This is a genomic window from Rhodoferax ferrireducens, assembly GCF_003347515.1.
Classification (GTDB): domain Bacteria; phylum Pseudomonadota; class Gammaproteobacteria; order Burkholderiales; family Burkholderiaceae_C; genus Rhodoferax.
In genome coordinates this window covers 67,384-92,350 of record NZ_QEII01000322.1, presented here as the reverse complement: position 1 = coordinate 92,350, position 24,967 = coordinate 67,384, and the positions used below count along the sequence as shown (strand labels likewise).

The 24,967-nt window shown below is 61.5% G+C and carries 25 protein-coding genes and 1 pseudogene; 5 read left to right on the top strand and 21 right to left on the bottom strand.

Annotation, left to right across the window (positions count from 1 at the left end; all coding sequences use genetic code 11):
• Nucleotides 1-603, bottom strand: a complete 603-nt coding sequence (locus tag C5P05_RS29680) for an undecaprenyl-diphosphatase (RefSeq protein WP_232834718.1) — start codon at nt 601-603, stop codon at nt 1-3.
• Between the two features lie 523 nt (nt 604-1,126).
• On the bottom strand, nt 1,127-1,342 hold the full coding sequence (locus C5P05_RS29675; RefSeq protein WP_114973507.1) for a hypothetical protein: 216 nt from the start codon (nt 1,340-1,342) through the stop codon (nt 1,127-1,129).
• A gap of 467 nt (nt 1,343-1,809) precedes the next feature.
• Between C5P05_RS29675 and C5P05_RS29670 the strand changes: the two genes are divergently transcribed.
• From C5P05_RS29670 to C5P05_RS29655, 4 genes are all read left to right on the top strand, one after another.
• The gene (locus C5P05_RS29670; protein ID WP_114973473.1) at nt 1,810-2,391 is read left to right on the top strand and encodes a JAB domain-containing protein; all 582 of its coding nucleotides are present in this window, start codon (nt 1,810-1,812) and stop codon (nt 2,389-2,391) included.
• 269 nt (nt 2,392-2,660) lie between these two features.
• Nucleotides 2,661-2,969: a hypothetical protein gene (locus tag C5P05_RS29665; protein WP_114973472.1), complete on the top strand. Its 309-nt coding sequence runs from the start codon at nt 2,661-2,663 to the stop codon at nt 2,967-2,969.
• Nucleotides 2,966-3,298, top strand: coding sequence for a hypothetical protein (locus tag C5P05_RS29660; RefSeq protein WP_114973471.1), 333 nt, complete (start codon nt 2,966-2,968; stop codon nt 3,296-3,298). The genes C5P05_RS29665 and C5P05_RS29660 overlap by 4 nt, the downstream gene beginning before the upstream one ends.
• Before the next feature lie 85 nt (nt 3,299-3,383).
• On the top strand, nt 3,384-4,094 hold the full coding sequence (locus C5P05_RS29655) for a hypothetical protein (protein ID WP_114973470.1): 711 nt from the start codon (nt 3,384-3,386) through the stop codon (nt 4,092-4,094).
• 31 nt (nt 4,095-4,125) lie between these two features.
• Here the strand turns inward: C5P05_RS29655 and C5P05_RS29650 are convergent, their stop codons facing one another.
• The 15 genes from C5P05_RS29650 to sucC all read right to left on the bottom strand — a co-directional run bounded on the left by C5P05_RS29650 (nt 4,126) and on the right by sucC (nt 20,821).
• Nucleotides 4,126-4,581, bottom strand: a complete 456-nt coding sequence (locus C5P05_RS29650; protein ID WP_198674909.1) for a hypothetical protein — start codon at nt 4,579-4,581, stop codon at nt 4,126-4,128.
• An 88-nt stretch (nt 4,582-4,669) separates the two neighbouring features.
• On the bottom strand, nt 4,670-7,147 hold the full coding sequence (locus tag C5P05_RS29645; RefSeq protein WP_114973468.1) for a DNA repair protein: 2,478 nt from the start codon (nt 7,145-7,147) through the stop codon (nt 4,670-4,672).
• Between the two features lie 82 nt (nt 7,148-7,229).
• Nucleotides 7,230-8,546: a metallophosphoesterase family protein gene (locus C5P05_RS29640; protein WP_198674908.1), complete on the bottom strand. Its 1,317-nt coding sequence runs from the start codon at nt 8,544-8,546 to the stop codon at nt 7,230-7,232.
• Nucleotides 8,547-8,665: 119 nt separating this feature from the next.
• Nucleotides 8,666-9,970 carry a hypothetical protein gene (locus tag C5P05_RS29635; RefSeq protein ID WP_114973467.1) on the bottom strand — a complete coding sequence of 435 codons (1,305 nt, stop codon included), beginning with the start codon at nt 9,968-9,970 and terminating at the stop codon, nt 8,666-8,668.
• Between the two features lie 148 nt (nt 9,971-10,118).
• Complete coding sequence (locus C5P05_RS29630; protein ID WP_232834717.1) at nt 10,119-10,631, bottom strand: thioesterase family protein; 513 nt, start codon at nt 10,629-10,631, stop codon at nt 10,119-10,121.
• 115 nt (nt 10,632-10,746) lie between these two features.
• Nucleotides 10,747-11,952 (bottom strand): DUF1173 family protein, encoded by a 1,206-nt coding sequence (locus tag C5P05_RS29625; protein ID WP_114973465.1) that lies wholly within the window; start codon nt 11,950-11,952, stop codon nt 10,747-10,749.
• Nucleotides 11,953-12,057: 105 nt separating this feature from the next.
• The gene (locus tag C5P05_RS33925; protein ID WP_157979484.1) at nt 12,058-12,207 is read right to left on the bottom strand and encodes a hypothetical protein; all 150 of its coding nucleotides are present in this window, start codon (nt 12,205-12,207) and stop codon (nt 12,058-12,060) included.
• Nucleotides 12,207-13,244 carry a biotin synthase BioB gene (gene bioB / locus C5P05_RS29620; protein ID WP_114973464.1) on the bottom strand — a complete coding sequence of 346 codons (1,038 nt, stop codon included), beginning with the start codon at nt 13,242-13,244 and terminating at the stop codon, nt 12,207-12,209. The genes C5P05_RS33925 and bioB overlap by 1 nt, the downstream gene beginning before the upstream one ends.
• Before the next feature lie 10 nt (nt 13,245-13,254).
• Nucleotides 13,255-13,995: a dethiobiotin synthase gene (bioD, locus tag C5P05_RS29615; RefSeq protein WP_114973463.1), complete on the bottom strand. Its 741-nt coding sequence runs from the start codon at nt 13,993-13,995 to the stop codon at nt 13,255-13,257.
• Complete coding sequence (gene bioF, locus C5P05_RS29610; protein ID WP_114973462.1) at nt 13,992-15,221, bottom strand: 8-amino-7-oxononanoate synthase; 1,230 nt, start codon at nt 15,219-15,221, stop codon at nt 13,992-13,994. The genes bioD and bioF overlap by 4 nt, the downstream gene beginning before the upstream one ends.
• A complete protein-coding gene (gene bioA / locus C5P05_RS29605; protein ID WP_114973461.1) occupies nt 15,187-16,593 on the bottom strand; it encodes an adenosylmethionine--8-amino-7-oxononanoate transaminase in 1,407 nt (468 codons plus the stop codon). Before bioA ends, bioF begins: the two co-directional genes overlap by 35 nt.
• Nucleotides 16,593-16,973 (bottom strand): aspartate 1-decarboxylase, encoded by a 381-nt coding sequence (gene panD, locus C5P05_RS29600; protein ID WP_114973460.1) that lies wholly within the window; start codon nt 16,971-16,973, stop codon nt 16,593-16,595. The genes bioA and panD (C5P05_RS29600) overlap by 1 nt, the downstream gene beginning before the upstream one ends.
• Before the next feature lie 189 nt (nt 16,974-17,162).
• A complete protein-coding gene (gene bktB / locus C5P05_RS29595; protein ID WP_114973459.1) occupies nt 17,163-18,347 on the bottom strand; it encodes a beta-ketothiolase BktB in 1,185 nt (394 codons plus the stop codon).
• Between the two features lie 401 nt (nt 18,348-18,748).
• On the bottom strand, nt 18,749-19,642 hold the full coding sequence (gene sucD / locus C5P05_RS29590; protein ID WP_114973458.1) for a succinate--CoA ligase subunit alpha: 894 nt from the start codon (nt 19,640-19,642) through the stop codon (nt 18,749-18,751).
• A 9-nt stretch (nt 19,643-19,651) separates the two neighbouring features.
• Entirely contained in the window at nt 19,652-20,821 is a 1,170-nt protein-coding gene (gene sucC, locus C5P05_RS29585) for an ADP-forming succinate--CoA ligase subunit beta (RefSeq protein WP_114973457.1), read from the bottom strand.
• Between the two features lie 294 nt (nt 20,822-21,115).
• On the opposite strand from sucC, the gene C5P05_RS29580 reads away from it, so the two are divergent.
• Entirely contained in the window at nt 21,116-21,388 is a 273-nt protein-coding gene (locus tag C5P05_RS29580; protein WP_114973456.1) for a site-specific integrase, read from the top strand.
• A gap of 21 nt (nt 21,389-21,409) precedes the next feature.
• On the opposite strand, the pseudogene panD (C5P05_RS29575) reads toward C5P05_RS29580, so the two are convergent.
• The 4 genes and pseudogenes from panD (C5P05_RS29575) to C5P05_RS29560 form a co-directional block, all read right to left on the bottom strand.
• Nucleotides 21,410-21,795 (bottom strand): annotated as a pseudogene (gene panD / locus C5P05_RS29575) (aspartate 1-decarboxylase).
• A gap of 135 nt (nt 21,796-21,930) precedes the next feature.
• Entirely contained in the window at nt 21,931-22,719 is a 789-nt protein-coding gene (locus tag C5P05_RS29570) for a citryl-CoA lyase (RefSeq protein WP_114973455.1), read from the bottom strand.
• A gap of 36 nt (nt 22,720-22,755) precedes the next feature.
• Complete coding sequence (locus tag C5P05_RS29565) at nt 22,756-23,595, bottom strand: HpcH/HpaI aldolase/citrate lyase family protein (protein ID WP_114973454.1); 840 nt, start codon at nt 23,593-23,595, stop codon at nt 22,756-22,758.
• The gene (locus C5P05_RS29560) at nt 23,592-24,962 is read right to left on the bottom strand and encodes an MmgE/PrpD family protein (protein WP_114973506.1); all 1,371 of its coding nucleotides are present in this window, start codon (nt 24,960-24,962) and stop codon (nt 23,592-23,594) included. The genes C5P05_RS29565 and C5P05_RS29560 overlap by 4 nt, the downstream gene beginning before the upstream one ends.
• Nucleotides 24,963-24,967 lie beyond the last annotated feature (5 nt).

Genomic DNA, 24,967 nt, shown 5'->3' with positions numbered 1-24,967 from the left:
CTACGGACGCACCCAGCGCCGAGAGATCGGCCAGGCCATCGCTCTCTCGTACACCAACTCAACGAGCCGGGTCGCGCCTCCACCCATGCGGTGCCAGACCGGCGTGACGAGCAGATACATGATGGCGGCGATGCCAGCCGCCCCCAACATGTCGAGCGGGAAATGGACACCCAGGAAAATCCGCGCCCACGCCACACACAGCCCCGCCGCCAGCAACGCGAGACCAAGTACCAACTCTCCGTCCAGCAGCATGCAAAGACCGACAGCGGCGAACACCGTCAGGTGATCGCTGGGAAACGATGCGTCAGCCGCATGCGGCATCCAGGTATGCCCCAACCCGATCATGAAAGGGCGTGGGTGCGGCCAAGTGAGTCCAATCAACTGGCCTGCACCAAGCCCGAGGCCCGCGACAATGCAGGCCTTGAGTGCGACCGCCCGCTGGCGATGGCCGCCCCATAACCACAGCACCGTTAGCACGATTGGAATCAAGTAAATCAAACCGTTGGCAACCGCCTCCGCTGTAGCCAGCATCCAGTGCGCAGTTCCCGGGCGGGCGTTCAGAGCCAGGAAGACGGTCTGGTTCCAAAATTCTGCATTGTTCACTTACTTTCTCCCTGACTTCGAGTTTTTGCACGACGCCTCGAATCAGGATTATCCGCCTTGCCGTGATGGGCACACTATTTCTTTTAGGGGCGCGACTGGCATGGTTCGGTCAAGGTCTGATGTCTTTGATCGAATGTTGAACCCCATTCGCCAAGTCAACGATTCGCTCGGGAGCATTGAGGAGCGTTCAATGACTGCTAAGGGGTGCAATTCAAAATGACTCCCGTGGTGGTCGCCATGGGCCATTGGCACATCAACTCTGACTGACTGAAATCAGGGAGTCTTTTGCGTGTATCCGAGCTAAATGCGTAGCGGACGAGCCGTAAATGGAATTGGCGCAAACTGAAAAAGTATTTCGAGACGCTATTCTTTACCCAGCACTCGAAAAACAAGCCTTCCCGCTGATTTTGTGGATATTTGACTTGCATGAAGAAAGATCGCTATTCCGCATTCCTCTCAGAGGCCGTCGCAAAAAGTGTTGTGCACTCTTGAGTCGCACCATAGCAGTTTCCGGCCGCAATCGCTATGCAACCTGGCGGCACTGGCGATATTCCCGATCAATCAGCCAGTGGATGAACTCCGTTTGCTCGGAAACACCCCAGTAATGCGCTTTGCACCGTGCGACATAAGCATCCAGGTCACCCAGCGTGCGAATGCCCACCGGTTCGATGTCGGTGATCTTGGTAAAAACTTCGATTTCCTTGCGGGTCAAGCGAATCTGGTCGTTGAGTCGAATCATAGTCATGCCCAACAAATGGGTTTGGCCGGTATCTTGGCCGAATTTGACCCGCATATCTCTGGATTTTTGTGGTGAGCTCAAAAGATATTTCCAGCATTACTCCAGTCGCGGGCAAGTGTCCCTCCACTGTGAATTGCGACCCCATCTGAAACGCCACGTCGCGTCCATGGAACAGGGCCGATGCCAGAAAAGTGACCCCTGGCATACGCCACCGAAATCACCCGATCTTTTATGACAGTTGCAGGTGGTGTCGTGGCGCCCCCACTTGAACGCAGCCCTTCTCCGCGCCAGACTATGCGGGTGATCCCTGTGCATTCCATCGCGGAGTGCCCATCCGGTCTCTGGCCGGCGTCGCAGTCGACACCTGCCTTATCAACCGCGCATGCCCTGGCCTGTGCATCCCGAGCGGGAACCTTGTTCCCCTCGGGATCGGCGTTTCCGCTTTTCTGTTTATAGAGGAGAACGCCTTGAATCCTTCCTTTCTTTCCCGCGCCGATCTGGTGCGCGAGTTGCTCGCGCCTCCGGTCCTGGATTTTCTTGATACCGCACCCCATGTCGGTGACACCGAAGCTGGCTACCACGGTGTCGCCGCCAACGATTCGGCGCTGACCCACAAACTTGACGTGGCCCGCGAATTGCTGCTGCGTGACCTGCAGGCTCAGATGTGTACCGGTCCGGTCATGCATTCGCCGCAAGCGCTGCGCGATTGGCTGCGCCTGCACTGCGCCAACCTGGAGCATGAGGTGTTTCTGGTGCTGTACCTGACCGCGCAACACCAGTTGATCGAAGCGGTGGAGATGTTTCGGGGCACCTTGACCCAGACCAGCGTTTATCCGCGGGAACTGGTCAAAGGTGCAATTGCCCGGAACGCCTCCGCCGTGGTCATCGCCCACAACCATCCGAGTGGGCATGCCGAACCCAGCCGCGCTGATGAGTTCTTGACGCAAACGCTGAAGACGGCGCTGAGCCTGGTGGACGTGCGCGTGCTCGACCATTTGATCGTGGCGGGCGACACCGTGCTTTCTTTTGCGGAACGTGGCCTGATCTGACACCTTGGCCTGCGTTCCCACCAAAAAATTACTCCCCCGAGGGGCTTGCTGCCTCATAGGGGCCTGGCGAGCCCTTCTATTTTCTGAAGGAGAAACGATGCCTGCATCCACACAACCCCGTTGCCCCCTGTGTCCGGGCTTTGGGATTTTGCTTGGCCCACTCGGCCAACGGCGCTGGTTTCGCTGCCGGGCCTGCGGGATGGACTTCAACCGTCCATCCCGTGCCCGCCGGGCCGCGATCCAATCAACCCAACCCCAAGGAGGCCCCCATGAATGAAGCCACTGTTACCAGCTTGCGCCAGCAGGCCGAGCCTCTGGCAGCGCTGTCGAGTGCGCATTTGACGCCAACCACACGCCAGAGGTTGATCAGCAATGACCTTTCGGTCAATGCCTATCCCACCGCACATGGCGGCTTTGTTTACGTCGGTTCGCCGCGCTACGACATTCCAACGGAAGCCGACCTGGCGGCCGTCTTTGAAGCGGCGGAACTGGCCGGTATCGTCTGGCTGAAATTCGATGCCGATTCAGCCGTCATTGATGGCTTGCCAGTCTTTGACACCCCAGGAGACGCGTTGTGAGTCAGCATTCTGTCCGCACACGCTACCAAGGCGATGAAGTCGTGGTGGTCGCCGGCTATGACCGGCCGCTGAACGATCTTTTTCTGCAAGTGCTGAGTCATGAGGATGCCCCTCAGGTCGGCGAGGAATGCGTGCTCTACAGCAGCCTGCACGAGCCCCAGCGCGACTGGACCGATATCAACACGGTGTCGGACAAACTGATTGAACTGGGCATCAAGGTACCCGACAGCCTGTTGGAAGCGGTGTACCTGGACCAGTTGTTCCATGCTGGAAACTGCATGGTCCGGCACCACATTAACCAGCCGCCCGAGGTGCTGCTGGCCGGATGAATCGTATCGGCCCCCGAAAGGTGGCCTCAAGTCCCTCAGGGCGTCGCGCTGCAAGGCCGACGCCCTGCTTCTTTTGGAGTAATGTATGCAACATGACAACACCCGATTGGGAAAGGAACGCCCAACCCCACAGGTGACCCTCAACCCTGAGCAGAAACTGTACGTGATCGCCACCGACTATGGCTACAGTTGTTTTGGTTTCGACAATGCCCGCGACCATGCCAACCAGATTGCTGAGCGCCTGAACCGGACCGACTTGTCTTTCACCCCGAGCGACTACGCGGCACTCGCCGGGTACAGGAAATACGAAGAAGCAGTTTCGGCGTGGTCCCAGTCAGCCTTGACCCAGCAGACCTACTTTGACCCGGGAACGGATCCCCAAGCTGCCACCGTTCTTGAATCTCGGTATCAGACCGGCGGCAAAGTGCGACTCGTGTTGGGCGACACCCGCACCGGAGAACCGTGGCTGAATGAATATGACGTGGTCGGCAAGATTGGCCGCTCGGGTGGTAGTCTCAAGGTGCCACTGCTGATGGAAGACGGTGAGTCAGGCGGTAGCGCCATCCTCACGGCTTGTGTGCTTCACATCATCGACTGGAAGTCGGGGCGGACGTTGTACCGTCACCCTGCCTACCGGGAGCCAGAGCTCATTTTGCAGCCATCGGACATTCCTGAGAACCCCTGGGCCGTCATTCATCTCAATGAAGTGATTGCCCGGTTCAAAGACATGGGCAAAGCCTGCGCCTACATCGCATTCATGCGGGGAGAAACGATCGAACCGAGAATTTTCCAGTAGAGTGCCCTTGCGGAAAGCAGTTGGCAATCGTTTATACCGCGTCGGCTATCGACCCATCAAGCGGTGGCGAGCGATAAATCTCCTGAGACGAGGGATGTGCTGCCAGGTAGATTGGAAGCTCCTCCTCCGCCCATGGCACGAAAACAATATCGGTGACCCCTGCGCTTGACACGATCTTGTCAAGCTTGTGGGGGTTGACGAAGGCAGCCACGACCGGACCTTCCAGCTTGCGGAGTTGGATTTTCTCGGTCAGCAGATGGATCGTGATCCCTTTCAGGTCCAGCTTGTTATCCCGGTCCAGCACCTTGACCACGCTGTCACCGAAGACGGTGCGCACAACGCCGTCCAGATTGCTTTTGTTGTGAACCGCCAGACCCATGGTCGCGCCATGGCGCTGCTGCATCAGCGCGCTGCATTGGAGGAATGCAGCGCGCAGGGCCGCTTCATCCGGCCCCACGGAATGCGTATGAAAACGTTCAGGTGTCAAACTGGCTCCTCTGTCACCGAGATGTATTGATGGAATAGTTGCAGGTATTTTGCCAAAAGCAAGGCGGGTCCAATATGAAAGTACTGCCTCAAACGGCCGCGCATTCCACAGCATACTTCGACACCATCTGCGCATCCAGGTCAATCACCACATCCGCCATGGCCGTCAGCTCTGGCGTCTGCGACACGAAGAACTCCCGTGAGTAGCCGCCCAGGCGCAAGACCTCCCGTTTCATCGCCATGAACATGCGTTTGCGCTCAGAATCCAGTGGCCCATCGGCTTCGTCAGAAAACAGCGTCGCATAGCGCCGCCCGGAGTGCTGGGCCAGGTACAGGGCCACAGCCCGGGTCAGGCATTCATTCACGAAAACGCGTTCACCTCCACTCATCAAACCGACACTCTTGCTTTCACCCGAATCGCCGTCGTGCACAACGATGTCAAAACCTTCCCGCTGTTCGCCCTTACCCGTTTCCACCAGCGTATGGATGGACACGGTGAAACGCGGACCGTAACAGGCCAGCAACAGGTCGTTGGTCAGTCCCGACAGGGCCGGACCGGCGTCGTCAATCGCCAGGGCAATCAAGCCGTCGTTGCTCATGCAACGCGCGAACAGGTTCCAGCCGCCCAGTTCGGCCTCCACACGGGCCATGCGCGACGCAAGCTCCAGATGCCGACCAGCGAGGGTCTGAGCCTGATGGGCTAAGGTCTCGACCTGCTGCGCTTCCCGCACAGCGGCCAAGTGTGAGTGCTCGGCTGCCGCGACCGCCGCTTCGGCCTGAGTCATGGCCTGGACGGCCACAGCCAGTTGTTGGTCGTCGTAGGGCACAGGCATCGCGGCCAAGGCGTCGTCCAGCCGATCGAGCCCGGTCCGCAAATGCTGGGACTGTCGCTCCAATTGCTGGGCAACGGCCTGCCGTGCCGCGCCAATCTGCTGGCGCTCGGTCTGCTCGTCGGACGTCTCGGCCGCGTGCGACGGGTCGGCATGACACTGCTGCAGTGCGACCAGTTCCTGTTCGGCGCTGGCCAGCGTGGTGCGCGCCTGTGCCATCTCGCCTGACTTGGCCGCCAGCACGGCGAGTCGCGACGCACGCTCCCGGGCTCTATGGCCCCGGTGCTCAGCCCACGCCAGCGCCTGCGCCACATCGCCCAGTCCCAAACGCTCGCGACGGACAGTCGCCAACTCCGATTGCACCTGCGCCCGTTCCTGCGCCAACCGGGTGGTCTGTGCCTTGGCACTCGGGATCAAGGCTTGGGCCTCTCGCGCATCCCCCAGCAGCTTGCATTGACCCTGCAGGTCGGTTCCTACACACGGCACCTCGCCCGTCAGACCGAAGCGGTGGGCCAGTTCCTCGGCATGCAGCACCGCCTTGCCGGCCTCGCGCTCAATACCCGCCAGTTTCTGCGCAGCGACACGCTCGGCCCCTTGGCATTGGGTCAGACGCTGGGCTTGTTGACGACAGGTCAAGGTCTGCGCGGTGCGCAATGACACTACACGCTCGGCCAAAGGCAAGCGCGCGGCGGCATACCCGACCGCCACCGCCGCATCCAGCACCGCCCGGCACTGCCGCTGCGTGTACTGCAAGGCCTTCCTGCGGACGCATTCCTGACTCAGCCGATTCGCGATGCGTTGCACCAAGCGTTCCAGTCGATGCTGCTCGCCTTGATCCTGCGCCTTAAACGCCGCGATGGCCTGGGTACCCGCTTCGACCAGCGCCTGGCGCTCGGTCAACCATTGCGCCCGCCGCGTCTCGACGGCCCGCGACTGCTCACGCTCGGCCGACAGCGTGGCGTGCCTTGCTCTGGCGACATCCAGCTGATGTTGTGCCAGTTGCCGCGCGGCAAGGCCTTGCGCCACCCGATCCGATGCGCCGTCAAGCCGTCGCCGCTCGCTTGCGACACGCCCGGTTTCCTCGTCGAGACCGGCCAGTTCCTGCCGGATCCCCGACAGCCCGGCCTTGAGCAGCCGCGCCGTCTCCGCCGCTTTCTGCCCCAGGGTACGGATTTCCTCCTGTCCGAGCAAATCGGCCAACAGGGTCTTGATCTCGGCGTTGCGGTAAGTGCTGAGCTGGCGCCTGCCCTGCGCGGAAAACACCGACGTGAAAAAGGTATCGGCGCTGCCGCAGATCGCCTCCACGCACCGGGTGTAAGTCTCCACCTTGCCATCAGAGACGGTGCCGTCGTCCAGCCGCAGTGGCACCCAACTGCCCGCATCACTGAGCGCAAACAGGAAAGCCTCGGTCTTGCGCCGACCATTGAGACGGATCACCACTTGCGAGCGGTAGCTGCGGCCCTCGTGAGCCCAGGTCAGGTCCTTCTCGTTCTCCGGCAGGCAGACGTGGTCGTAATATGAAAAACCGCCCGGCCCCGCCACGGCGGCGCGCGAAGGCATGGTCAGGTAGGGGTGCATGTTGTCCATGACGGTGGTCTTGCCCCGTCCATTGGCCCCGGCAATGGCGACCAGTTCGGCGCCATCGGCCAATCGCTCGAAGTCCAAGCTCAACGCGTCGCGGCCCAAGCCATCGCGGATACCCCGAAACCCTTTGAGGGTCAGTGAAAGAATTTGCATGATCGTGCTCCTGAAGAATGACGGAACCAGTTTCTCGCGTTGGAGGTTTTGTTCAAGTCCATCGGCACGCTGGATAGCACCGTCAGAACACCAGTTCTGACTGACATTGCGCATCCGAGATTGACGTCGAATCAGGCGTCACCGCTGGCGCAGGCGTCCCGGTTCGGCACAAGGCTCGCTCGGCAATCGCTTCCGGTGTCTGGCTTGCCAGCGCCTGCAGACAGTCCAACAGTGGGTCAGGTTTCGCATCCGTGGACTTTGCCCAGGCCCGCACCTTGTCAGCAAGGCTCGCGAGTTGGGAGATGCCTGCTGACCGAACGCGCACCACCGGCACGATACGCCCTTCGAGTTGGGTCTCGGCCGCCCCCTCCAGCAACTTCTGGATCGCCGCGCGATTCACTTCGTGCCTATCCTCATCGGCCACGGTCCAGCGCACCCGCACAAAAGCCCCGGCGACGTCCTCTCGTAGGACGGCTTCGCGCAGCACCTCAAGGTCAGGCTTGCCTTCAAACACAATGTTAATGGTGCGACGCGCCGGTGTCGGCTCCAGCGTGAAGCGAACCTCGTCCATGGCAATTTCCCACAACAGAAAACCCTTGTCGCCCTCCTCGCCATAGTGGAAGCGTCCAATAGAGCCGGGATATGCGATGCACTGATGCCCGGCCAGTCCCCCCAACGCGGTTGTCTGGTTCTCCCAAACCTGGTGTCGGTGAATATGGCCCAGCATGAAGGCTTGAGCCTGCGCGCCAAACAACGCGCCGGTCGTGAACTCGTGGTCAAAGGCTGCCATGGGCACGCCATGCTCCGAGATACAACCAAACACCGTGCCGTGCGACACGCCGATGGTGGCCAGACCTTGCATGTGGGCCACCTGGTTGCTGGCGGCAAACCCACGCAGCAACAACGCAAGATGCTCACCCACCGCTTGCGCCGCCAAACTGGCACCCACGGTCGCCGCGACCACCGCCTTGTTCACCGTCGGCACGCAAGAAAACAGTGCATACAAACCAGCAGGCAGGGATGTGAAGCACCATGCCTCCGATGCCACCCACCGACCCTCCGTCGTGAGCCCGACCTGTTCAATCCGGTCCGCGACGTGCACCGGGTATCGCCCGCCCAGTAGCCGGAACATCGCCAAGGTGCCCGGCGGTTCGTGCGAGAACGTCCCTTGCAGCATCAGCACCGGACAATGGTCAGCCAGACGCCGGATGTTGCGTGCCAGGCGCTCCGCTGCAGGCGAATGCAGATCCAGCGCATGGTCCGTCGAATCACCCGACACCACGGCAGCATCCACTTTCAGGGCGATGGCGCGGTCAACCGCATGGCTGAAGCAGCGGTCAGCCTCGACCAGATTCTTGGCGTTGTAGTGAAGATCAGAAAACTGGGCAATACGGATCATGGCGAACTCCTGAACTGGTGTCTGGTAAATATGTGAAGGCTTCAACAGCTTCCCCTTGATTTCCAAATCATCAAGGGTGTGCGCAGAGCCCAACGCGGTGTTGAGGGACTCCTGCCCGCTCACGCCCGCCCCTGCATCGCGCAGTCGATCTTGTCGAGATAGCCCTTTGGGTCGTTCCGATAACGTTCCAGTTCGTCATACGCGTGCTGGCGACCGAAAGCATTCAAGCGCCAGCCACGGCCCCAGCGCTGGTCGGCGTAGGCTTCGTACTGGATCCGGTCGATGCCATAGGACTTGGCCCGATCACTGACCTGTTCGAACGTCGGCCCTTTCACGGCGATGTCTTTCCAAGCTACCTTGTCATCGGGTGGGCTATCAGCGGGCTCTATCGCTGGGGACATCTGATTGGCAGCGGCATTACCTTCTTCCAGTCCTTTGGCCCCTTCCAGCACTTGAGCCGCTTGCCGAGCCTGCACGATGACAGCACCTTCATCCTCGTTCTGACGTATCAGCGCCGTCACATCAACAGGGGCTTCCAGATCGATGATCCATTGCGGTACCCGCACCGCCCTGCCCTGCTCGTCGATGCGCGCCACCTCCATCAGCTTCTTGGTCAGATAAAACGGCGTGCGCTGGCTGTCCAGAAAGCCCGAGATGCGCCCGCCGCGCAGAAAGCTGATGGTCTCGAACTTCTGGATCGCCATGTTCATGGCGTAAAAGCTGTTGGTGTGCAGTTCGAAGGCGCTGATCGAGCGGATGCCGGGGATGAAAAAAAGAAAACGCCCGGTCAGGTTGCACTGGCGAAGCTGGTATTCGCGGCAGGATTCCGGGTCGCACAAGCCCTCGTTTTGTTCACGCAACATTGTTTTGCGCCCGCCGAACAGCCGAATCACCCGCTTGCCGGTATCGTCGAAGGGCACAGACGCGTGCTGTTTGCAGTAGCGCACACGGCCATCCGGCGAGTATTCAGACCAGTAATGTTTCTCTGCCGCGCCCCAGGCCGCCAGTTCGTGGGGCATCACCACCTGCCAGTAGTCGGAGGGGAACACCACCGGGAATCGGTAGAGGCGCTTGAAACCGTCCCCTCGGTCTTCACTGTGGGCCGCCAGAATCTGCCGGGCGATCTCGGGGTTCGCAAAGTCCTGGCCACGCACCGTGAACCAGGACACGTTCTTGGGAGTTAGCGGGGTTTTCAGCTGAGGCAGCGCAGCGGCAAGCGCCTGTTCGATCTGGACAAACGATTCGCCTGCCGCCAGGCCCCGCTCGTAGATGGCGCGGGCATCGGGGTGCGCCGCCGCCTTGGCAGTCAGAACCTTGATGCCGGCGCGGATTTTACCGCCGGTGGGAATCCGTGCCGGGCCTTGCCCGAGCACGGTGGGCAGCTCTGCCTGGCTGCCATGGACCTTGAACACTGCATTCGACATGGTTGCACTCCTTCATGAATCGCGAAACAACTCGCTGATTCATGCTCTCGCGCAAAGAGACTGTGTCAACCGACCGTTTGGCGCGGGGGCAAATGGCATCCAATTCATCGATTCGCAAGCAGAAACCTGCGCCCGAGCTGTTCAGCTTCTATGAAACAGCCTCCACCTTCTGAAGGCCATTCACCTTGATCGCAATTTTTGACTCCATCGCCGCACGGTCTGCCGCCACCAACGTCACCTTGCCATCGCAAACGAGTTCATGGTCGTCGTAAGCCCTGATGCAAAACGTGACGCTACGCTGGCCCAGCCGCTCTACCCAGCCCAACAGACGAATCGTTGCACCGGGCGGTATCGGGCCGCAATGCTCAAGGTGGATGGTTCGGCCAACAACCACCTCCACCGAAGGATCGATCTGCAGCTGCATCTCCCGGATGCAAATTGACTCGACGACCGCGATCAGGTACCCGGTGGCCAGACACTCGATGAGCGTCTCGGCATAGTGTTTTCCATGCGGCAAACGGGTGAACAGTGAACGCGCCGTCTGATTGGATGGCACGGTGTAGGTTTCTTCGAAACATATCTCGCTTAGCTGTTGGTGATTCATAAAGTGCGGTTGGGTTGGTTGAGGTTGCATTGGCAACCGAAGCAGCACGATGTTCACGGATACACAGGAAACGCACCAGAGACAAGCAGCGCGAAAGAAGCGATGTTTCGACATCGGTTGACCCAGTACTACTGGTACGGCGCCACCCAACGCCTGCGCATTTGCCAGTGTGCTATGGACGCGCTCGGACCGGTAATTTCGGCATCGATTCACTCGTATGCCACACCCACTGCTTGTCGTCACCCGCTCTCAGAGCAAGTGCCTTGGCCGCTTGTTCTTTCGGATCCAAATAAGCACTGACCACATGCAAGGGAACCGGCGAGGCGCCTGCGTCCAGCAATAAGGCATTTGGAAAACTTGCCGCATTCCTGGCGTCGTAGCGCAGGGGTTTGACGAAACGCCGCTGCTGATCCACCAGGGCCTGCACCAAAGGCAACTCGTGAATGCCTTCGACCGGGATCCAGTGCTCGCTGGCCAACATCAGGCTCGCAACATCGATCTCGTAGGTATGCTCGCGGCGCGCGCGGATCAATGCGACCAACATCAACCGTACCTTCTGCCCCCCGTCGGCATCCCGAGCCTCCAACAGCGGAGCAAACACCCGCTCGATCCGTTCCCATGCCTTGGCGGCCATCAGCAGCGGCGCATCCGGCATGTGTTTGATCCATACCCGGCGTCCCAGTGGTGTCACTTCGCTCGCCTTGAACTCGCCAATCACCACCGCCAGAGGGCTCTGACCTTCCCGTGGCCGCAAGACCGCGAGCTTCTCGCGACGCCGCTGGGCAACTGCGGTTTTTCCGGCTTCACTGAAGGGCTCAGGCACATACAGTCGTTCTGCCAGCACCACGCCCTTGACCACTATGCCTTCGGCAGCCTCCTGCAAGTACTTGTGCAACACACCCTGGTTGCGTTTGCCTTCCATGGCAGGACTCCAGCGATTGAAGTCTGCTCGCTCGAACAAAAAGTGCATCAACGCCCGCAGGCTCATGCGTCGGCGCGGCACTTCAATTTCAGACGCGTCTTGTGGCTCCCCGCGTGGCACGCCTCGCCCGGTAGTCCTTGTCCACGGGAAATCAACGCGCAATTCCACAGTGCCCACCTCTGACTCAAGCACTGCTTCGCCAAGCAGTTCGCCCAGGCCAGATTGCTGCAGTTCGGGTTCGTAGGACGGGCAGCCGGGGTGGTGCTGACTCCCCGTTTCAGGCATGCGCTTGACCACAAATTGCCGGTGATGCGCCACGTACATCTCCACACCGCCCGGCACGCACAGGCAACGCGGACGCTCTGGTGTCTCGTGGACCTGCGCCAATGCACCCTGCAATTTCGGGTCGTCAGCACCGAATACACTTCCCTTGATGCAGAAACGCTGAATATCCATGGTCGTCAAACTCCTGATCAGGCAGGCTCAACCTTCCTGTCTCAAAGCGCCACTTAAAACAGCGAGAAAAGGGGTGGGATTACGGCACCGGCTGAGCCAAGTACCTCAGATCAGTTCGTCGACCAGCGCCAAAAGGGTCGGTTTTTGCCTGGATAGCAGTTCCCGCAGAGTCTGGTAGGTCGGGTAAGGATTGACATGAAACGCATCACTCAGGATGCGTTTGCCCGTCACCGGCCCGGTCAGCACGGCGTTCATCAGGCCGTTGGCTGCAGCGGTGCAGGGCGCTGTCCCTGCACGCTCAATCCAAGCCGCTCGAACAGCTGGCGGTCCCGATCGGCCTGGGGGTTGCTGGTGGTGAGCAATTTGTCACCGTAAAAAATGGAGTTGGCACCAGCGGCAAAACACAGTGCCTGCAAGGCCTCGTCCATCTGCTCGCGTCCGGCCGACAGGCGGACCATGGTGCGCGGCATGGTGATGCGGGCCACCGCAATGGTGCGAACAAACTCGAACGGGTCCAGCGGCTCGGTGTTGGCCAAAGGGGTCCCCGCAACGGCCACCAGGTTGTTGATCGGCACCGACTCGGGATACGGGTTGAGGTTGGCCAGCTGCGCAATCAGGCCTGCGCGTTCGAGCCGGGACTCCCCCATGCCGACGATGCCGCCACAGCAGACGTTGATACCGGCCTCGCGCACATGGCCCAGGGTGTCCAGGCGGTCCTGGTAGGTGCGGGTGCTGATGATCTTGTCGTAGAACTCCGGGGCACTGTCCAGATTGTGGTTGTAGTAGTCCAGCCCGGCGTCCTTGAGTGCCTGGGCCTGCTCAGCTTCGAGCATGCCCAGCGTCATGCAGGTTTCCAGGCCCAGGGACCGCACTTCGCGCACCATCTCCGTGACGCGCTCCATGTCGCGCTCCTTGGGGCTGCGCCAGGCGGCCCCCATGCAAAAGCGCGTCGCGCCCTGGTCTTTGGCGGCTTGCGCCGCTTCCATGACTTCGGCCAGCGGCATCAGTTTGCTGGCCTCAATACCGCTGTCTGCGCTGGCTGCCTGCGGGCAATAACCACAGTCCTCGGCGCAACCACCGGTCTTGATGGACAGCAGGGTCGACAACTGCACTTCATTGGCATCAAAGTGCTCGCGGTGCACCTGCTGGGCGCGAAACAACAAGTCCATGAAGGGCAGCGCATACAGGGCTTGCACATCCAGAACCGGCCAGCGTTGGTGAAATTTGGGGGCCTCGGTACGCGCCGGTGCCGGACGCAGCGAGGAAACGGGAACCAGGGTGATGGTGGTCATGTCATGTCTTTCAGGTAGAGGCCAGGAAGGAAGAAGTGGCGGTAAAAATGGTGTGCAGGGCGGAACCGTCCAAATGGACGGCGACGGCCGCTGGCGTGGGGTCGGGCAAGTAGGGCACCACGCCCAGGCAGGGGCTACCCTGCAATTGAAAGCGCTGGCGCAACGTGGCGACATTTTCGTCCAGCCACGGCATGTTCGGGTTAATGACGTTGCCCACCCAGCCGGCCAGTTGCAAGCCACAGGCACGTACCGCTTGCGCCGTGAGCAGCGCATGGTTGATACAGCCCAGACGCAGGCCGACCACCAGCACCACGGGCAACTGCAGGTCGACGGCCAGATCGGCGCTGTCCCAATCGGCGCCCATGGGCACACAAAAACCACCGACCCCCTCCACCACCAGCACGTCGGCGCGCGCCGCCAGTGCGTGGGCCGAGCGCAAGAGAAAGGTACGGTCAATGGTCTGCTCCTGGAGTGCCGCCGCAATGTGGGGCGCACAGGCGGCCTCGAATTGCAGGGGGCCTACTTCCGCATCAGTCAAGACCAGTGAACTGGCGTCGCGCAAGGTGCGCACATCGTTGTTGACCCACTGGCCATTGATCAGACTCGTGCCTGCGGCCACCGGCTTGAAGCCGGCGCTGCGCCAGCCCTGTTGGGTACACCAGTGCAGCAGCGCGGCGCTGATGCGGGTCTTGCCCACTTCGGTGTCGGTGCCAGTGACGAAGCAACCCGTCAGCGGGGCAAGCGCCGTCATGCCAAGGCTCCGGTCAAGTCCCCGGCAGCACGGGCCAGCCCATCAACCAGCCGCTGCACGTCGTCGCTGCTGTGCGCGGCGCTGAGCGTGATACGCAGACGGGCCGTGCCAGCAGGTACTGTGGGCGGGCGAATGGCTGGCACCCACAGACCCTGGGCATCCAGGGCCGCCGCCAGCGCCAGGGTGACCGCGTTGTCACCCACGATGATCGGCTGGATCGCGGTGCTGGAGTCCACCAGGCGCCAACCCAGCGCAGGGTGGGCGGCCAGCAAAGCGGTGAGCTGCGTGCGCAACTGCCCGATGAGTTGTTGCAGGTGGGCGCGTCGCCGGTCGCCTTCTGCCCCCGCCATCAGGCGCAGGCTCTCACGCAGCGCATGGGCCACGGCGGGGGGCGCCGCGGTGGTGTAGATGTAGGGCCGGGCGGCCTGGACCAGCCAGTCGATGATGGTCGGGTGCGCGGCCACAAAAGCACCGCCCACCCCGGCCGCCTTGCCAAGCGTGCCCATGTAGATCAGGCGTTCACTCTTCAATTCAAAATGCGAGAGGCTGCCGCGCCCTTGCGCGCCAAGCACCCCAAAGCCATGGGCATCGTCCACGATCAGCCAGGCATCAAAACGCTCCGCCAGCGCCAGCAGCGCGGGTAAATCGGCCAGATCACCGTCCATGCTGAAGACGGCGTCGGTCACGATCAGCTTGATCGGAGTCGTACAGCGCGTCAACTGGCTCTCCAACGTAGCGAGGTTGCGGTGGGGGTAACGCTGCAGGGGCGCCTTGGCCAACAGGGCCCCGTCGATCAGCGAGGCGTGGTTGAGTTTGTCAGCAAAGATCGTGGCGTGGGCGTCGCCCAGGGCCGTGAGCAGCGCCAGGTTGGCCATGTAACCGGTGCAAAAGTACAGCGCCTGGGCCTCCGGAATACACGGTGCCAGCCAGTGGGCGAGATCGTCTTCCAGCGCGGCATGGGCGCGTGAATGGCCGTTGATGAGGTGAGACGCGCCGCTGCCTGCGCCGAAGCGCTGTGCACCGTCCGCCAGCGCTTGAATCAGCGCCGGGTGATGGGCCAAGCCCAGGTAGTCGTTGCTGCAAAACGCCAGCATCTCGCGGGCCGGTTGCCCATCCCGGCTGACGCGCTGGTGCGGCGCACAGGGTGACTCAGCAACGCGACGCTGGCGTTTGAGCGCCTGCGCTTCGCGCTCACGCAGTTGGCGGTTCAGGTGCTCGATCAGCATCGGAGGGACTTTGGCTTAACACATCGTTGAGTGTGGCGATGACGCGGTCGGCCAGCCAGTGGGCGAGTTCGTCATTCAGCACATACGCTGGCATCAGGTAGACGGTACGCCCGATCGGGCGGATCAGGAGTTCGTGCGCGCGTCCGGCCAGGTGAAAGCGCTCGGCAAACCGCGGACCCGCGAACGCCTCGCGCACGTCAAAGGCCCAGATCATGCCGATGTGGCGCCAGTGTTCGATGCGGGCATCGCTTTGCAGGGGCGCCAACGCAGCGCTCAGGGTGGCCGCCTGCTGGCGGTTGTTGCGCAGCACCTGGTCCTGCTCAAACCGGTCAAGCACGGCCAGTGCCGCGCGGCAGGCCAGCGCATTGCCGGTGTAGGAGTGCGAATGCAGAAAGCCGCGTGCCACGTCGTCATCGAGAAAGGCGTCATAAATGTGGTTGCGCGATAGCACCAGGGACAGCGGCAGGTAGCCACCGCTGATGCCCTTGGACAGGCAGACCAGGTCGGGCCAGATCCGGGGCTCGTCCGGCAACGATGCCTGCTCGAAGGCAAAAAAGGTGCCGGTGCGCCCACAGCCCACCGCAATTTCGTCGGCAATCAGGTGCACTTCATACTGGTCGCACAGGGCACGCACGGCGCGCAAGTAGGCAGGGTCGTACATGGCCATGCCGGTGGCGCCTTGTACCAGTGGCTCCAGGATGATGGCTGCAATGTGATCGTGACGTGCAGCCAGCAGGGTCTGCAATTGGGCCGCCGCACGCAGGGCGACCTCCAGGGCGGACTCGCCCGGAGCCGCCTGGCGCGCGTCGGGCGACATGACCTGGTGTGATCGCATCAGCAAGGGGGCATAGGCATCGCGGAACACGGCCACGTCGGTCACCGCCAGTGCACCCAGCGTCTCGCCATGGTAGCCCTGGCGCAGGCAGACGAATTCCTGTTTGGCGGGGCGCCCCCGGTTGCGCCAATAGTGAAAGCTCATCTTGAGTGCGATCTCGACGGCCGAGGCACCATCACTGGCGAAGAAACAATGCCCGAGCACGCCGCCGGTCAGGCTGGACAGGCGTTCGGCCAGTTCCACCGCCGGCGCGTGGGTGCAGCCCGCCAACATGACATGCGGCAACGTGTCGAGTTGGTCTTTGAGGGCTGCGTTGATGCGTGCGTCAGCGTGGCCAAACAGGTTGACCCACCAGGAGCTGCTGGTGTCGAAGTAGCGCTGCCCGGCATCATCAAAAAGCCAGGGTCCCGCGCCGCGAACGATGGCCAAGGGCAGCACAGTGGCGGCCCGTCGCATTTGCGTACAGGGATGCCAGACGGCCGCCACACTGCGCTGGGCCAGCGAGGCGGCGGGCTGACCGCCATCAACGTGCCCCATCACAGGTGCTGGGTTGGCACCTGGTGGCGCAACGCGGTCTGTTTGTTTTTGTCGTTCACAAACACGAGCCGGGGCACGTGTGCGGCGACCTGGTCGTCATGCACCTGAGCAAAAGCCGCGATGATGATCAGGTCGCCCACGGCAGCACGCCGTGCCGCTGAACCGTTGACCGAAATCATGCCAGAGCCGCGTTCGCCCTTGATGGCGTAGGTGATGAAGCGCTCGCCGTTGTTGATGTTCCAGATATGGATCTGCTCGTTCTCGGCCATGTTGGACGCTTCCAGCAGGTCTTCATCGATGGCGCAAGAGCCTTCATAGTGCAGCTCACAGTGGGTGACGGCGACGCGGTGAATTTTGGATTTGAGCAAGGTGCGAAACATGAGGATTCTCAGTGGCCAATGGGAAATTTTTCAGTGATGTCATTTGGATGAGGCTTCGCAGAAAACATACCGCGAAACGGCCTACCCGGACTGAAATCAGGTCGATTTGTAAGGAAAAGCTCTCTGCACGGATCAGTTTTTGACCCCTCAGGTTCTATTTTTCAGCCCCCGCGGACGAACCAGCCGACCTTACATGCGCTCGAAAATGGCGGCAATACCCTGGCCGCCACCGATGCACATCGTCACCAAGGCGTAGCGGCCACCAATGCGTTCCAACTCATACAGCGCCTTGACCGTGATCAACGCACCCGTGGCGCCAATGGGGTGACCCAGGGAAATACCTGAACCATTGGGATTGACCTTGGCCGGGTCCAGGCCCAGATCGCGGGAGACGGCGCAAGCTTGCGCGGCAAAAGCTTCGTTGGCCTCAATCACGTCCAGGTCACCCACGGTCAGTCCGGCTTTCTTCAACGCCAGTTGGGTAGCAGGCACCGGGCCAATACCCATGTACTTGGGGTCAACGCCCGCATGGGCATAGGCCACCAGGCGTACCATCGGTTTCAGCCCGCGCGCCTTGGCGGTGCCGGCTTCCATCAACACGACAGCGGCGGCAGCGTCGTTGATACCCGAAGCGTTGCCCGCCGTCACCGTACCGTTTTCTTTCAGGAACGCAGGTTTGAGTTTGGCCATGTCGGCCAGCGAACAGTTGGGACGGAAGTGTTCGTCTGTGGCATAGGCAACGTCTCCCTTTTTGCTCTTGAGGATGACCGGCATGATCTGGGAGGTGAAGTAACCGGCTTCGGTAGCGCGCTGTGCCCGGTTGTGGCTTTCGACCGCAATCGCATCCTGCTCTTCACGGGTGATGCCCCACTTGGCAGCTATGTTTTCAGCCGTCACCCCCATGTGGATGGTGTGGAATGGGTCGTGAAGTGCGCCCACCACCATATCGACCATCTTGGTGTCACCCATGCGGGCGCCCCAGCGCGCCGTCAGGCTGGCATAGGGACCACGACTCATGTTCTCGGCACCACCGCCAATGGCGATGTCCGTGTCTCCCAACAGGATCGACTGGCTGGCCGAAATGATGGCCTGCAGGCCTGACCCACACAGGCGGTTCACGTTGTAAGCAGGTGTGCCTTCGGCACAACCGCCATTGATGGCCGCCACCCGTGAGAGGTACATGTCTTTGGGTTCGGTATTGACCACATGGCCAAACACCACATGGCCGACATCCTCGCCGTCCACGCTGGCCCGCGCCAAGGCCTCGCGCACGACTTGCGCCGCCAGCTCCGTGGGTGGAATGTCCTTCAGGCTGCCGCCATAGGTACCGATGGCGGTGCGCACACCGCTGACAACAACAACTTCACGTGACATGGTTGATTTTCCTAGGTTGAATGAAAGAATTGGTTCTGTCGAATTTTGCGGATCGTGGACATCAGTTCAATGGAGCTCCATGCTGACTTGACAATGCGAAAGCATTTGAATTCTGACATCGGTTGGGGCGCTCTCCATCGGCGATGCTGCTGAGCGACCTGGCCTGACAAGCCTTGTCGGGACCCCTCATTAAGCCCATGCATGACGGCTTTGATGCGCCAGCACACGGCACGGTTATTGCCACTGAAAACCCACTTTGTTCACGTCCACCCATCTGACAATTTCTGTCCACAGTGCGCTTGCACTGTTTCGGCGTTTTTCTGAAGCGACTCATCATAAAGAGAAAGATTGGACGTTAATTAATGCGACAAAGATACCCGGACAGGTCGACGCGTTCTGCTTTACAGCAAGGCTTTGAGCAGCTTGGCCATCTCGCTTGGATTGCGCGTGATGGTGAAACCGCACTCTTCCATCACTGCCAGCTTGGCATCCGCCGTATCGGCGCCGCCAGAGATCAAGGCACCGGCATGGCCCATGCGCTTGCCTGCAGGGGCAGTTACACCGGCGATGAAACCGACGATCGGCTTCTTCATGTTGAGCTTGCACCAGCGCGCGGCTTCAGCTTCGTCCGGGCCGCCAATTTCGCCAATCATGATGACGGCGTCGGTGTCCGGATCGTCATTGAAGGCACGCATGATGTCAATGTGCTTCAGGCCATTGATGGGGTCGCCACCAATACCGACCGCAGTGGATTGGCCCAGACCGATTTCAGTCAACTGCGCCACGGCTTCGTAGGTCAACGTACCGGAGCGGCTCACCACGCCAATGCGGCCCTTGCGATGGATGTGACCGGGCATGATGCCGATCTTGATTTCGTCAGGCGTGATCAAACCCGGGCAGTTGGGGCCCAACAGCAGGGTTTTCTTGCCGCCAGCGGATTCTTTGGCGCGCATTTTGTTGCGCAGTTCCAGCATGTCACGGACCGGGATGCCTTCGGTGATGCAGATCGCCAGGTCCAGATCCGCCTCAACGGCTTCCCAGATGGCGGCGGCAGCACCGGCTGGCGGCACGTAAATAACCGACACGGTGGCGCCGGTATCTTTGGCGGCTTCCTTGACGGAGGCGAAGATTGGAATGCCAAAAATGGATTCGCCAGCTTTCTTGGGGTTCACACCCGCGACGAAACATTCTTTGCCGTTGGCGTATTCCTGGCACTTTTCAGTGTGGAATTGACCGGTCTTGCCGGTGATGCCTTGGGTGATGACCTTGGTGTCTTTATTGATGAGAATTGACATGATGTTTCCTTATGCGGCAGCTTTAACAGCAGCAACCACTTTTTGGGCTGCATCGGCCATGGTGTCCGCGCTGATGATGGGCAGACCGGACTCGGCCAGCATCTTCTTGCCCAAATCTTCGTTGGTGCCCTTCATGCGCACGACCAGCGGCACACTCAGGTTGGTGGCTTTACAAGCCGTGATCACGCCGGTGGCGATGGTGTCGCACTTCATGATGCCGCCGAAGATGTTGACCAGAATAGCCTTGACCTTAGGGTTTTTCAGCATGATCTTGAAGGCTTCCGTGACCTTCTCGGGGGTGGCACCGCCGCCCACGTCCAGGAAGTTGGCCGGCTCAGCGCCGAACAACTTGATGGTGTCCATGGTGGCCATGGCCAGACCAGCACCATTGACCAGGCAACCGATGTCGCCGTCCAGGCTGATGTAAGCCAGGTCAAACTTGCTGGCTTCGACTTCGGCCGGATCTTCTTCGTCCAGATCGCGGTAAGCCACGATTTCCGGGTGACGGAACAGGGCGTTGGCGTCAAAGTTGAACTTGGCGTCAATCGCTTTGATGCCGCCGTTGCCTTCGAGAATCAAGGGGTTGATTTCGACCAGTGACGCGTCGGTGTCCATGTACACCTTGTAGACTTTTTGCAGCACGTCCATCGCTTGCGCGGTTGAGCCGGCAGGCACGCCAATGCTGTCGGCCAGCATCTTGGCTTGTGCATCGGTCAAACCGAGCGCTGGGTCAACGATTTCGGTGATGATTTTCTCAGGAGTGGAATGAGCCACTTCTTCAATGTCCATGCCGCCTTCGCTGGAAACAATCATGGCCACGCGTTGCGAGGCACGATCGGTCACAGCCGACACGTAGTATTCTTTTTTGATGTCAGCGCCGTCTTCAATCAACAGGCGGCGGACTTTTTGGCCTTCGGGGCCGGTTTGGTGGGTGATGAGCTGCATGCCCAAGATTTCACCGGAGATCTTTTTGACCTCGTCGATCGAGCGGGCCAGCTTGACGCCGCCGCCCTTGCCACGGCCACCCGCGTGAATTTGTGCCTTGACAACCCATACCGGGCCACCCAGTTTTTGAGCGGCTTCCACCGCTTCTTGAACGGTGAATGCCGGAATGCCGCGCGGCACCGGTACACCAGCTTGACGCAAGATTTCCTTGCCTTGGTATTCGTGAATCTTCATGAGGACTCTCTTCAAACAATGTTCAGGACAGGTTTTCAATACTTGCACGCCTATCGAATCAGACACGCCGCTATTGCGGCGTAACCCGAACGACGTTCCGCAATATGAACTGGTGTCGATGCTCACATAACCAATACCCAGGCCTATGTTGCATTTCGAGTGGGCAAAACTCTGTTACCGCTCAGTTTTTCAAACATTTCTTAGATAATTATAAATTAATAATAATTATATTGGCAAATTCGTAGCGTTGATCGTGTTTAGCGCTTCCAGTCGCTCTTCAGTGCCCCACCACACATTGACCTTGACGACACCCAACGGTACTTCGAGCTGCGAAAAAGGCTTGATTCCGTCGAGAAGGATCACTTGCGCCAATACATCCGCCACCTCAGAGAGCATCGGCAGTTCAAGGAAACAACGATCAAGCGACGACTGGCGAGCCTAAAGCTGTTGTTCAAATGGGCCATGCAAGAAGAGTTCATCAAGACCAATCCCTTTGGTTCACTCAACGCTTCGCGTCGCCATGCCGCCGTTGCAAGCCAATCCAGATCCAACTTAGACCGGCGGTGAAAAACTCTAACGCATTCTCTTTCAGCCCTCTGCGCGCTGGACCGGAATCGTCGATCTCAGTTCGCGTATCCGGTTGTCGGTATCCACAAAAACCAGTCGCGGCTGGGCGCTGTCGAGATCGGTCTCCGCCACCAGCCCGAACGCGGCAATGATCACCAGATCGCCCACTACGGCGCGACGCACGGCCGAGCCGTTAAGGGGGATGATCCCGCTTGCGCGTTCGGCACGGATGACATAGGTGATGAAGCGTTCGCCGTTGGCGATATTCCAGATGTGGATTTGCTCGTTCTCGCGCAGATCGGAGCATCCATCAGATCCTCGTCGATCGCGCAGGAGCCCTCGTAATGCAGTTCGCATGCCGTTACTGTGACGCGGTGGATCTTGGACTTGAGGAGGGTACGGTACATGGTTTCACCTTCAAAGGAGTTCAGCGGGCCATCAGCCCCAGGGTATCAAACAGGCGTCGATCGCTGGCCCAGTCGGAGTTACGGGTAGTGAGCAACTTGTCACCCTGGAAATCGAATTTGACCAGCCACAGCGCGTCAGGCGCCTTGTGGTCTGATGTGCTGGGTGGCCTCGTCTTCGACTCGCTGCCAAATCTCGACTGCCATCGGGTTCTTGCTTTCTTCCAGGATGTGCCCCACCAGCCCGATGGCGCGCGCCAGCACGCCGATGCCGCGCACGATCTTCCAGGGCAGCCCAAGCTCGCAGCAGATGGCACCGATGGCGCCGGTGGCGTTGACCGGCAGCATCTTGCCAGCGACACGCTCGGCCTCGGCGCAGATCAGTTGTTCGAGCCGGATGTAGTCGCCGGAAAAATCGTTCTCTTTGGCGATCTGGAACAGGCGCGGCGCGCGCGGATCGACCGGCTTGTGCAGCGGATGGCCCAGGCCGGGGATGATCTGGCCGCGGGCGCGAAAAGCGGCCACGGTGTCGATGGCGATGCGCTCCAGGTCCGCCCCTTTCGTTCCAGGCGGCAGGGCTTCGTAGAGCATTTTGGCGGTGCCTTCGGTGCTGCCGACGAACACGCTGCCCAGGCCGCACAAGCCGGCCGCCACAGCCGCCTGCAGCGATTCGGGCGCACCGGCGTAGGTCAGGCGCGCGACCAGGGCGCTGGGCGTGATGCCGTGCTCGACCAGCGTTACCGCAATGGCGTTGAACACGTTGGATTCCTGCGGCGTCGGCATGCGCCCGGCGATCTGCAAAAAGGCCATGTCGCCCAGGTTGAGATGGCCGAGGATTTCATCCGGCAGGCTCTTGCCATGCACTTCGATACGGTCGGGCGTGCTCCAGGCAATGTCGGAGCGGATGGGTTTGGTTTTGCGGGTCATAAGAAATTCCAGTCGGTTGGGGGTGGGGTCAAAAAATCAGGCATTCAGGCCTGCGTCGCGCAGCACGGCGCGCGCGCGCTGGACCACCGGCAGGTCCACCATCTGGCCGTCCACGGCCACGGCGGCGCCGCCGGCGGCGGCAAAGGCTTCACACACGCGGCGTGCCCAGGTGATGCGCTGCGGGCTGGGGACGAACACCGCCTGCACGGCGGCCACCTGCTGGGGGTGGATGCACAGCTTGGCGCCAAAGCCCAGACGCCGTGAGCGCTGCGCATCCGCCTGCAGGCGCTGCGGGTCGTGGATGGCGGTGCTCACACCATCCACCGGCGCGGCCAGCGCAGCCAGGCGCGAGGCCAGCACCAGTTGGGAGCGGAAGGCCAGCAGCTCGATTTCCGCGCCGTCGGGGTCACAGTCGATGCCCAGGTCGAGCGCCAGATCGACGCTGCCAAAAGCCAGCCGGATCACGCCCGGCACGCGTGCGATGTTGTGCATCTCATGCAGGCCGCGCGCCGACTCGATGATCGGCAACACGTCCTTGCCGGTGGCCTCGACCACGGTGCAGACGGCGTCGCGGCCCTCGGCCTTGGGCAGCATGAGCGCGGCCACGCCGGGGTGACGACACAGCGCCAGGTCGTCGTCAAACCAGGGCGTGCCCGCGGCGTTGATGCGCACCACCAGCGGCGCGGCCTCGTCCAGCAGCGCCGCCAGCACCTCGCGCGCGCGCACTTTGGCCTCGGGGGCCACGGCGTCTTCCAGATCGACGATGACCGCGTCGGCGCCGCTGGCGCAGGCCTTGGCAATGCGCTCGGGCCGGTCGGCGGGCACAAAAAGGTAGGCGTGCGGCAAAGCCTTCAGGCCAGAGGTATGGGCCGTCATGCGCGTGCCACCAGCCAGCGGTCCATGCGCGGCGCATCGGCCACGGCCCAGACGCGGGCAATCAGCGCCTGCATCTCGGCCGGCGTGGCCCCCTGGCCGTAAGCCGCCAGGCGCTGCGCCTTGTCTTCGAGCTCGGCGCGGGTCAGGGTGTTGCCGGGGTCGCCCTTGGGCTCGTCGACCCGCGCATTCAGCGTGCGGCCGTCGCGCGTCGTCACCGTCACCTTGCCGATCCAGCGCTGCGGGTAGGCCTGATCGACCTCGGCGTCGAGCTGCATGGTCACGCGGTCGCGCAGGGCGGCCACACGCGGGGCGAGGTAATGCTGCTCGAATTCATTCAGCCCGGCAAAGCCGTATTCGGCCGCCAGCGCCAGCACCGTGCCCATGGAGAATTTGGCCTGGTGCACGGTGGCGGGCACGGTGACGCGGCCCAGCACGTCAATGGCGCCCTGGTGCACATGGGTGGTGACGCTCTCAATGTCGTCGGCTTTCACGCCGTGCGCCTGCATCAGCGCCAGCAGCGCATCGGCGCTGGGGTGGGTGTGGCGGCACGAGGCGTGGTATTTGAACGAGGTTTCCGCCGTGGCCCAGCGCTGGCCCAGGCGGTCGGTCAGGCGCGCCGGATCGGCGTCGCTCGACATGCCTGCGGCCATGCCCTGCGCGCCTTCCAGAATCTGGCGCGCGCCGGTAAAACCGCTTCGTGCCAGGTAGGCCGAGGCCAGGCCGCAGGACGCGGCGTGCGCGGTGTGCAGTTGCTTGGAGTCGGCGGCGTCGCGCAAGAACTCCCACAACCCAGCGGCCTGCGTGCCGGCGCTGCCGAAGGCGTGCAGCATGGCGGTGGCGTCCAGTTTCAGCAAGCGCCCGGCAGCGGCGGCGGCGGCCAGTGTGCCCGCCGTGGCCGTGGTGTGGAAGATGCGGTAGTGCGCGCGACCCAGGAACTCGCCCACGCGAATGCCGACTTCGTAACCGGCCACCACAGCGGCCAGGAACTCGCGGCCGCTGGCACCGATCTCCTGCGCCACCGCCAGCGCGGCCGGGAACACCACCGCCGCGGGGTGGAACACCGAGCCGTTGTGGACGTCGTCCTGTTCGGCAAAGTGCGAGGCCGCGGCGTTGACCATGGCCGCGAAATGCGGCGAAGTCATGCGGCGCGAGATCAGCACCTCGGCATGGCCGGCGTCCGGCCCCATGCTGCGGGCGTAGGCCTCGATGGCTTCGACCGGCCGCGCGCCCTTGCCCGCCAGCGCCGAGGCATACCAGTCGAGGAACAGGTCTTCGGTGCGGCGCACCACCGGCGCCGGAATGGTGTCAAATTGCAGGCCGGCGGCAATGGCGGCCAGCGTCGCGCTCGGGTTTGTATCCAGGGTCATGGTGT